This window comes from Actinomyces sp. 594 (assembly GCF_019325145.1).
Classification (GTDB): domain Bacteria; phylum Actinomycetota; class Actinomycetes; order Actinomycetales; family Actinomycetaceae; genus Actinomyces.
Window position 1 is genome coordinate 87,119 of record NZ_PIZC01000037.1, and the last position, 8,086, is coordinate 95,204.

Here is an 8,086-nt window from a genome sequence, read left to right on the forward strand (position 1 = left end):
AAAGCACCACGTTTGCGCCTATAACCCCCTATCACCGGCAACCCTCGGCTGAGCCGTTCGCCGGGGAGTACACCGCGAGCTGCTCGCAGAGGGAAGTGAACGGAATGAACAATTGAGGCCCCGGACCAGACGGTCCGGGGCCTTGCGCAGCCGGTGGGCGATACTGGAATCGAACCAGTGACCTCCTCGGTGTGAACGAGGCGCTCTAACCCCTGAGCCAATCGCCCGGTGCGGTGGAGAGATTAGCCTTAATGGGCCCTCTCCGGCAAACGCGGCGCCGGTGAGGTGGATCACCGCCTGTGCATTTGCGTGCAGGCCCCTGCCGGGTGTTATGGTTCAGCCGCGCTCAGGGGAACGCAAGCACCCCTAAGTGCCGAGCATGCGGATGTGGCTCAGTTGGTAGAGCATCACCTTGCCAAGGTGAGGGTCGCGGGTTCGAGTCCCGTCATCCGCTCCGAGGCGCCGGGTCCCCCCAGCCTCTTAATGGTGGGTTGGCCGAGAGGTTAGGCACCGGCCTGCAAAGCCGTTCACACCGGTTCGAATCCGGTACCCACCTCGGGCGATTGGCGCAGCGGTAGCGCGCTTCCCTGACACGGAAGAGGTCACTGGTTCGATCCCAGTATCGCCCACCACCGCCTTGCTTCTCCCGCCGGTCAGTCGGCGGGGAACCAGGCGTCCAAGACCTGTAGCACGCCGTCGTCGTCATTGGCGGGCGCAGTGAAGCGGGCGCCCCGCCGGGCGGCCGGCGAAGCGTTCTCCATGGCGATGCCGTAGCCGACGCCGGTGAGCATCTCCGCGTCATTGCCGGAGTCCCCGAAGGCGGCGGCCTGGCCACGTGTGAGCCCCCAGTGGTCCAGCAGCACGTCCAGACCGGAGGCCTTGTGCCTCCCGGGCACGATCAGGTCCACGCTGTCATGCCCCGACACCACCGGCACCATGGCTCCTTCCAGCGCCGCGGACAACCGGTCCAGGAAGACCTGCGTGAAGCCGCGCTTGTCAACTAGCGCGATCTTGGATACCCGGTGGCCGTTGATGTCGGCGGTGTGCGCGACGTACTGGTACTGCGGGTGGTAGAAGGTCAGCAGCTCCCGCATCTCCGGCGTCTCCGACTCGCGCAGGTAGGCGCCGTCCGGGCCGGAGGCGATAAAGGTGAGCCCGGCGGCGTCGTCGAGCACTGCCAGCACCCGGGCCAGCGCATCCATGGGCACGTGCGTCTCCAGCAGCCGGGCGCCGTCAGCCAGCACAATCGCCCCGTTGTCGGACACCACGCCGTCGGGGGCCAAGCCGTCCGCGGCCGGGAAGAAGCCGAGCAGCTGCGCCTCCTGATTTCCGGAGGCAACCACGAAGCGCACCCCGGCCTCCCGCATGCGGCTGCGTAGCGGTGCGAAGCGGTCCCGGTCGTAGGTGGACCCGGTGCGCAGGAAAGTGCCATCCATATCCACCGCCACCACGCGCAGCGCCGACGGCCGGCGCGCCGGGGGAGCGGGCGGCCTCGCGGCGCCATCCGTTTCCGGTGCTTGGCTCATCTCAGGGCTCCTCAATCAGGCCGAGGCGGGTGAAGGCCCTGGCCAGGCCGTCGTCCTCGACGTCGTCGGTCACCAGGTCAGCGGCAGCCTTCACCCCCGGCGCGGCATTACCCATGGCCACACCGACCCCGCAGTGCCGCAGCATGCCCACATCCACCGCGCCGTCCCCAAAGGCCACGGCGTCGCCGGGAGACGCCCCCAGATGACGCAGCAGCACATCTATGGCGTCCACCTTGTTGGCCGCGGGCAGGGCGAGGTCCCCGAACAGGGCTGCGTGCCCACGGCCGCCCCAGGTACCGACTAGCAGCCCGGGGAAGGCTTGGCGCGCGGCCTCGATATCCTGCGGGCCGGACAGCACGAAGCTGATCTTGTTGACGTCCTCGCGCACCAGCTGCTCGGTGAGTACTAGATCCGGCAGTGCGTCCGCCACCTCCAGCGACGCGGCGTCATCGTGCCCCTTGCCGGCGGCATAGGCACGAATCGCATCGCGAGCGGCATCGGGGAACGACTCCGGCGCGTACAGGCCCGAGTTCGACTCCAGGTAGAAGGTCAGCCCGCGTGCCCGCAGCCACGCCACGATCCGGGCGCAGTCGTCACGAGACAGGTGGCGGTGCAGTAGCACCTCGCCGTCATCCTCCACGTAGGCACCGTTTCCGCCGATCATGCCGTCCAAGCCGATGCTCCAGATGCGTTCGGGCACTTCCGCTCGGGAACGCCCGGTGGTCACGTAGACGCGGTGCCCGGCGGCGCGGGCCCGGCGGACCGCGCGGACGGCCGAGTCGGGCAGCATGTTCGTGTAGGTCACCAGGGTGCCGTCCACATCCAACAGGATGATGCGGGGCCGGGCCGGTGCCGTGGCCGACGCGAGTGCGTGCCCCTCCGGCAGTTTCGGCGGTGTGGGCGGAGAACTGAACACGGGTGACTCCTCGACGGTGTCGGCCCCTGGCCGGGCAGGCGCATGCGGCGAGCCGAGACAATAGTCACAGCATAGGTGGTGGTCCGGTGCCCGGCCAGGACCACGTCGGCCGGACGCCGCTCCGCCGAGGTCGGTAGACGTTACCGCCGAGGTCGGTAGCAATAACCGCCGAGATCGGTAGATATGGCGAATGGGCTCCCGTCGGCCTGCCAGGGCACGCACCATCCGCAGGCCGTCCGGGCGCGCCGTCAATCGTCAGGCCACGTGCGGCACCGCGTGGGGAGGCGCTGAAGGCCCGGAAACCGGCCGCCGGGCCACCGCCGCGATGCTGCTGGTGATCTTCGCGGGTGGGAAAGCGATCGCATAATCTCCTGCCATGGCCGACCCGTCGACATACCGACCCGCTCCCGGCGACATCCCGACCTCGCCCGGCGTATACCGGTTCCTGGACGCCGAGGGACGCGTCATCTACGTCGGCAAGGCCAAGAACCTGCGCCAGCGGCTGAGCAACTACTTCCAGGACCTGACCGCGCTGCACCCGCGCACGCAGAAGATGGTCACTACCGCGTGCGCGGTGGAGTGGACGGTGGTGTCCACCGAGGTTGAGTCCCTGGCCCTGGAGTACTCCTGGATCAAGGAGTTCAACCCGCGCTTCAACGTCAAGTACAAGGACGACAAGTCCTACCCGTACCTGGCGGTCACGATGCAGGAGACCTTCCCCCGCGCCCAGATCGTCCGCGGTGCCCGCCGCCCCGGTGTGCGCTACTTCGGTCCCTTCGTGCAGGTGTGGTCCATCCGCGAGACCCTCGACCAGCTGCTGCGGGTCTTCCCCATCCGCTCCTGCTCGGCCGGCGTGTTCAAGCGCGCCCACGCCTCCGGCCGCCCCTGCCTGCTGGGCTACATCGACAAGTGCTCCGCCCCCTGCGTGGGCCGCATCAGCCCCGCCGGCCACCGGGCCCTGGCCGAGGACTTCTGCGCCTTCATGGCCGGGCGCACCGGCCCCTACCTGCGCGAGGTAGAGGCGCAGATGCGGGCCGCCGCCCAGGCGCTCGACTTCGAGAAGGCGGGCCGCCTGCGCGACGACGCCGAGGCGCTGCGCAAGGTCATCGAGCAGAACGCGGTGGTGCTGCCGGAGGCCACCGACGTGGACGTGTTCGCGCTGGCCCGGGACGAGCTCACCGCAGCCGTGCAGGTCTTCCACGTGCGCGGCGGGCGGGTACGCGGTCAGCGCGGCTGGGTGATCGACCTGGTTGAGGACGCCAGCGACGCCGAGCTCATTGAGCGGCTCCTCCAGCAGGTCTACTCCGACCTGCTGGACCCGGCCGACGCCGCCGCCCCCGCGGGCACCGCCGTCGGGGCTCCCGTCCGCTCCGGGCCGACCACCTCCCTCGGCGTGGGCGGTCGCGCACCGGCCGCACCGCTGGAGCGCACCGCGCCCGAGAACGGCGCCCGCACCGGGGGCCGCGAGCGCGGAGCCACCAGTGTCGACGACGTCACCCACACCGCTACGACGGCCGTCCCCCGGGAGATCCTGGTGCCGGCCCTGCCTCCCGACGCCGAGGCCGTGCGCGACTGGCTGGCCGGCCTGCGCGGTGCCCGGGTGGAGCTGCGCGTGCCCCTGCGCGGGGACAAGGCCGCGCTTATGGGCAACGTGCGCAAGAACGCCGAGGAGGCCCTGCGCCAGCACAAGACTCGCCGTGCCGGTGACCTCACGCAGCGTTCCCAGGCGCTGGAGGAGCTGGCCGAGGCGCTGGATCTGCCGGAGGTCCCCCTGCGCGTGGAGTGCTACGACATCTCCCACACGCAGGGCACCTACCAGGTCGGCTCCATGGTCGTCTTCGAGGACGGCGCCCCGAAGAAGTCCGACTACCGGCGCTTCGTCATCCGTGGCCAGGACGGCTCCGGAACCGCTGACGACACCGCCGCCATGCACGAGGTGCTCACCCGCCGATTCAAGCGGCTGCTGGCCGAGCAGAACAGCCCCGGCCCGGTGTCCGGCTCCGTGCCCGCCGACGTCGGCGGCCAGTACGTGGAGGAGGCGGCCGGGGGCCCGGTCTCCGGCCCCGTGGACCCCGATACCGGGCGTCCGCGCCGCTTCTCCTACGCCCCCGGGCTCGTCGTCGTCGACGGCGGACTGCCGCAGGTCAATGCCGCCCGTGCCGTGCTCGACGAGCTGGGCGTCGACGTGCCGCTGGTCGGCCTGGCCAAGCGCCTGGAGGAGGTGTGGGTGCCGGGGGAGGAGTTCCCGATCGTGCTGCCGCGCACCTCGCCCGCTCTGTACTTGCTGCAGTACCTGCGCGATGAGTCCCACCGCTTCGCGATCACCCACCACCGCAAGAAGCGTTCGGCGGGCATGACCCGCTCCGTGCTCGACACCATCCCCGGGCTCGGCCCCGCCCGGCAGGCGGCCCTGCTGAAGGAGTTCGGCTCGGTCAAGCGCATCCGGGCCGCCTCGCCCGAGCAGATCGCCGCCGTGAAGGGCATCGGCCCGGCCCTGGCCGCCACCGTTGCCCGCCGGCTCGCCGCCGGGGGCGGGGAATCGGCGTCACCGGGCGCTGGGACGAGCGCGGAGCCGACGCCCGCTGCGGCAGGGCGGGATCGGTGACACAATCCCACAGGTGGAGATCCTGCGGGTGTTCAACAACAACGTGATCCTGGCGCGCGACGAGCTGGGACGCGAAGCGGTGCTGACCGGCCGCGGCCTCGGCTTCCAGCGCAGACCGGGCCAGGATGTTGACGCGGGCCTGGTTGCGCGCCGGTATGTGCTGGCACAGAACGCCGAGAGTGTCGGGGAGGTGATGGCGGCGATTCCGCTGGAGCGCATCGCCCTGATTGAGCGCACCTTCCGTGCCGCCGCCCGGGATCTGGGCACCGCCGTGCCCTCCTCCACGATTGTGGCGGTGGTGGACCACGTCAACCAGGCCATGGAGCGCGTGCAGGCGGGCACCGTCATGGACTACCCGCTGCGCGCCGAGGCGGCGCACCTGCACCCGGAGGAGCTGCGGCTGGCCGAGCGCATGGTGGCCGAGCTCAACCGCGCCCAGGAGGTGCAGCTGCCCGACGGCGAGGCCGTCGCCCTGGCCCTGCACCTGTTCGCCGCCGCCGTGGGTGCTCCGTCCACGCGGGAGGCGGCGCGTCAGTCGCGGCTGATCGGACAGGTGATGGACATCCTCAAGGCCGCCTATGGCGATGCCTTTCGCCCCGACTCCATCGACGCCGCCCGCTTCGCCGTGCACCTGCGCTACTTCTTGGTGCGTGCCCGCACCGGGGAGCAACTGGCAGACGGCACGGGCACGGTCATCGCCGAGTCCCTGCGCCGCCGTCATCCCCGGGCCTACCAGGTGGCGGTGCGGGTGAAGGAGCTCTTGGAGGTGCGGTTGGGAATTGCCGTGCAGGAGGACGAGACCGCGTATCTGACGATCCACGTCGCCCGGCTGGAGAACGGTATTGACCGGTCGCGCCCGCACCCCGGAAACAACCGCATGTGACTAAACGCACTGCGGGTGCCGATGACGCTTTCCGGCGGAGCGGTTCTAAGATATCCTCGAATGGCCTCGAGTGGGGCCCAGGATTGTTACCCGCAAGGGGCAAGACCTGAGTTGACTGTTGTAGCTAGCTGCGCAGTCGGCTCGGGTCTTTTTTTGTTTCCCAGCCGCTTGCGGGCAACCGGATCGAGGAGGATCAGCATGGCTAAAGTCGACTACGCGGCGCTGGCGCCGCAACTGCTGGACAAGGTCGGGGGTGAGGGCAACGTCCGCTCCATGACCCACTGCGCCACCCGCCTGCGCCTGGTACTGGCCGACGAGTCCAAGGCGGCAACGGCACAGATCAAGCAGCTGCCCGGGGTGGTGACCGTGGTGCAGGCAGGAGGCCAGTACCAGGTGGTCATCGGCAATGACGTGCCGATGCTGTACGAGGAGCTGGGGCGGATCACCTCGCTGGGGCCGGGCTCAGAGGCCGCTGAGCAGCCTGCGGAGGAGGGCAACCTCTTCGACCGCTTCATCAAGCTGATCTCCGCGCTGATCAACCCGGTGCTGTGGACCCTGGCGGGTGCCGGCCTGATCAAGGCGATGCTGGCGCTGCTGACCACCTTGGGGTGGATGTCCGACACGGGAACTACTCACACCATCTTGAACGCGGCCGGAGACTCCGTCTTCTACTTCCTACCCATCGTGCTGGCGATCTCCGCGGCACGCCGCTTCAAGGCAAACGAGATCACCGCCGTCGCCATTGCCGGCGCCCTGGTTTACCCGGACATCGTGGCCCTGGCGGACGCCGACTCGGTCACCTTCATCGGCATCCCCGTGATCATGGCTTCCTACAGCTCGTCCCTGCTGCCGATCATCTTCTCCACCTGGATCCAGGGCTACTTGGAGCGCTGGCTCAAGCGCGTGCTGCCCAGCACCATCCGCAACTTCACGGTGCCGCTGCTCGTGCTCGCCATCATGGTGCCGCTGGTGCTGATGACCATTGGCCCGGTGACCACCGCGTTGTCCAGTGGCATCTCCGGCGGTATCCAGGCCTTGTTCCGGATCGCGCCCTGGGCTGCGGGCGCGGTCATGGGCGCCTTCTGGCAGGTGTTCGTCATGTTCGGCATCCACTGGGGCTTCGTGCCCATCATGCTGGCCGACTACGACAACCCCGGCTACTCGGTCATGGCAGCTCCGCTGTTCGCCGCCGTGCTGGCTCAGGCCGCGGCGATGCTTGCCGTCATGATCCGTACCCGCTCCGCGCAGATGCGGCAGGTCGCCGGACCGGCGGCCCTGTCCGCATTCCTCGCCGGCATCACCGAGCCCGGCATCTACGGCGTGAACCTGCCGCTGAAGCGTCCCTTCATTGCTGGATGCATCGGTGGCGCCGTGGGCGGAGCCATTATCGCAATGGGCGGCGGCGCCTCTTCCGCCTTCGTATTCCCCTCACTGATAGCCGTGCCGGCGCTGCTGCAGTACGGCAATGTGACGGTCACCTTCATCGGCATCGGCGTGGCCGTGGCCATCGGCTTCGTGCTCGCTCTAGTACTCGGTTTCAATGAGTCAGACGCCGCTGACTCCGCGGCGGAGAACTCCGCGGACGCGGAGGACCCGGCCGCCGCTGAGACCACCACCGCCCTGGGCGCCCCGGTCGCGGGCCGGGCCATGCCGCTGGAGAAGGTCACCGACCCGGTCTTCTCCTCCGGCGCGCTGGGCGGGGGTATTGCCGTGCGCCCCAACGGATCCGGGCGGATCACAGTCACCGCGCCCGCGGCCGGGACGCTGCTCACGGTGATGGACTCCGGACACGCCTACGGTATCAAGACCGACGACGGCGTGGAGCTGCTGGTGCACGTAGGCCTGGACACGGTCCAGCTCGAGGGCAGGGGCTTCACTCCGAAGGTCACGGTGGGCCAGCGGGTGGCCCGTGGCCAGCAGCTGGCCGAGGTCGACCTCGAGGTCGTGCGCGAGGGCGGATACGACCCCACCACCATCCTGGTGGTCACCAACACGGCGAGCCTGGCGGGCGTGGTCCCGGTGGCCGACGCCGACGTGGTGGCCGACGCCGACGTCGTCGAGATCGACCACTGACTCCCTCCGCCCGCGCCGGTGCCTCGTGCACCGGCGCGGGCGAGGCACAATCGAGCACGAACCCGGAAACAAGCCAAGCAACT

The 8,086-nt window shown here is 69.5% G+C and carries 5 protein-coding genes and 4 tRNA genes; 6 read left to right on the forward strand and 3 right to left on the reverse strand.

Annotated features, from left to right (window positions below):
- Positions 1 to 154 precede the first annotated feature (154 nt).
- Positions 155 to 227 (reverse strand) — tRNA-Val (locus tag GZ998_RS05725).
- Positions 228 to 381: 154 nt separating this feature from the next.
- Between GZ998_RS05725 and GZ998_RS05730 the strand changes: the two genes are divergently transcribed.
- From GZ998_RS05730 to GZ998_RS05740, 3 genes are all read left to right on the forward strand, one after another.
- Positions 382 to 454: transfer RNA gene (locus tag GZ998_RS05730), tRNA-Gly, on the forward strand.
- Between the two features lie 31 nt (positions 455 to 485).
- Positions 486 to 556, forward strand: a tRNA-Cys gene (locus GZ998_RS05735).
- A 1-nt stretch (position 557) separates the two neighbouring features.
- Positions 558 to 632: transfer RNA gene (locus tag GZ998_RS05740), tRNA-Val, on the forward strand.
- A 21-nt stretch (positions 633 to 653) separates the two neighbouring features.
- Here the strand turns inward: GZ998_RS05740 and GZ998_RS05745 are convergent.
- Together GZ998_RS05745 and GZ998_RS05750 are read right to left on the reverse strand one after the other, a co-directional pair.
- Complete coding sequence (locus GZ998_RS05745) at positions 654 to 1,526, reverse strand: Cof-type HAD-IIB family hydrolase (RefSeq protein ID WP_162679551.1); 873 nt, start codon at positions 1,524 to 1,526, stop codon at positions 654 to 656.
- Between the two features lies 1 nt (position 1,527).
- On the reverse strand, positions 1,528 to 2,442 hold the full coding sequence (locus GZ998_RS05750) for a Cof-type HAD-IIB family hydrolase (RefSeq protein ID WP_237564329.1): 915 nt from the start codon (positions 2,440 to 2,442) through the stop codon (positions 1,528 to 1,530).
- 376 nt (positions 2,443 to 2,818) lie between these two features.
- On the opposite strand from GZ998_RS05750, the gene uvrC reads away from it, so the two are divergent.
- From uvrC to GZ998_RS05765, 3 genes are all read left to right on the forward strand, one after another.
- Complete coding sequence (gene uvrC / locus GZ998_RS05755) at positions 2,819 to 5,047, forward strand: excinuclease ABC subunit UvrC (protein WP_219109322.1); 2,229 nt, start codon at positions 2,819 to 2,821, stop codon at positions 5,045 to 5,047.
- A 13-nt stretch (positions 5,048 to 5,060) separates the two neighbouring features.
- Positions 5,061 to 5,930, forward strand: a complete 870-nt coding sequence (locus GZ998_RS05760) for a PRD domain-containing protein (RefSeq protein WP_219109323.1) — start codon at positions 5,061 to 5,063, stop codon at positions 5,928 to 5,930.
- 198 nt (positions 5,931 to 6,128) lie between these two features.
- Positions 6,129 to 8,003: a beta-glucoside-specific PTS transporter subunit IIABC gene (locus GZ998_RS05765; RefSeq protein ID WP_219109324.1), complete on the forward strand. Its 1,875-nt coding sequence runs from the start codon at positions 6,129 to 6,131 to the stop codon at positions 8,001 to 8,003.
- Positions 8,004 to 8,086: the final 83 nt, after the last annotated feature.

Bases quoted from the DNA above. Each gene is read 5' to 3' on its own strand.
- GZ998_RS05745 (WP_162679551.1), bottom strand. From the start codon at position 1,526: ATGAGCCAAGCACCGGAAACGGATGGCGCCGCGAGGCCGCCCGCTCCC.
- uvrC (WP_219109322.1), top strand. From the start codon at position 2,819: ATGGCCGACCCGTCGACATACCGACCCGCTCCCGGCGACATCCCGACC.
- GZ998_RS05765 (WP_219109324.1), top strand. From the start codon at position 6,129: ATGGCTAAAGTCGACTACGCGGCGCTGGCGCCGCAACTGCTGGACAAG.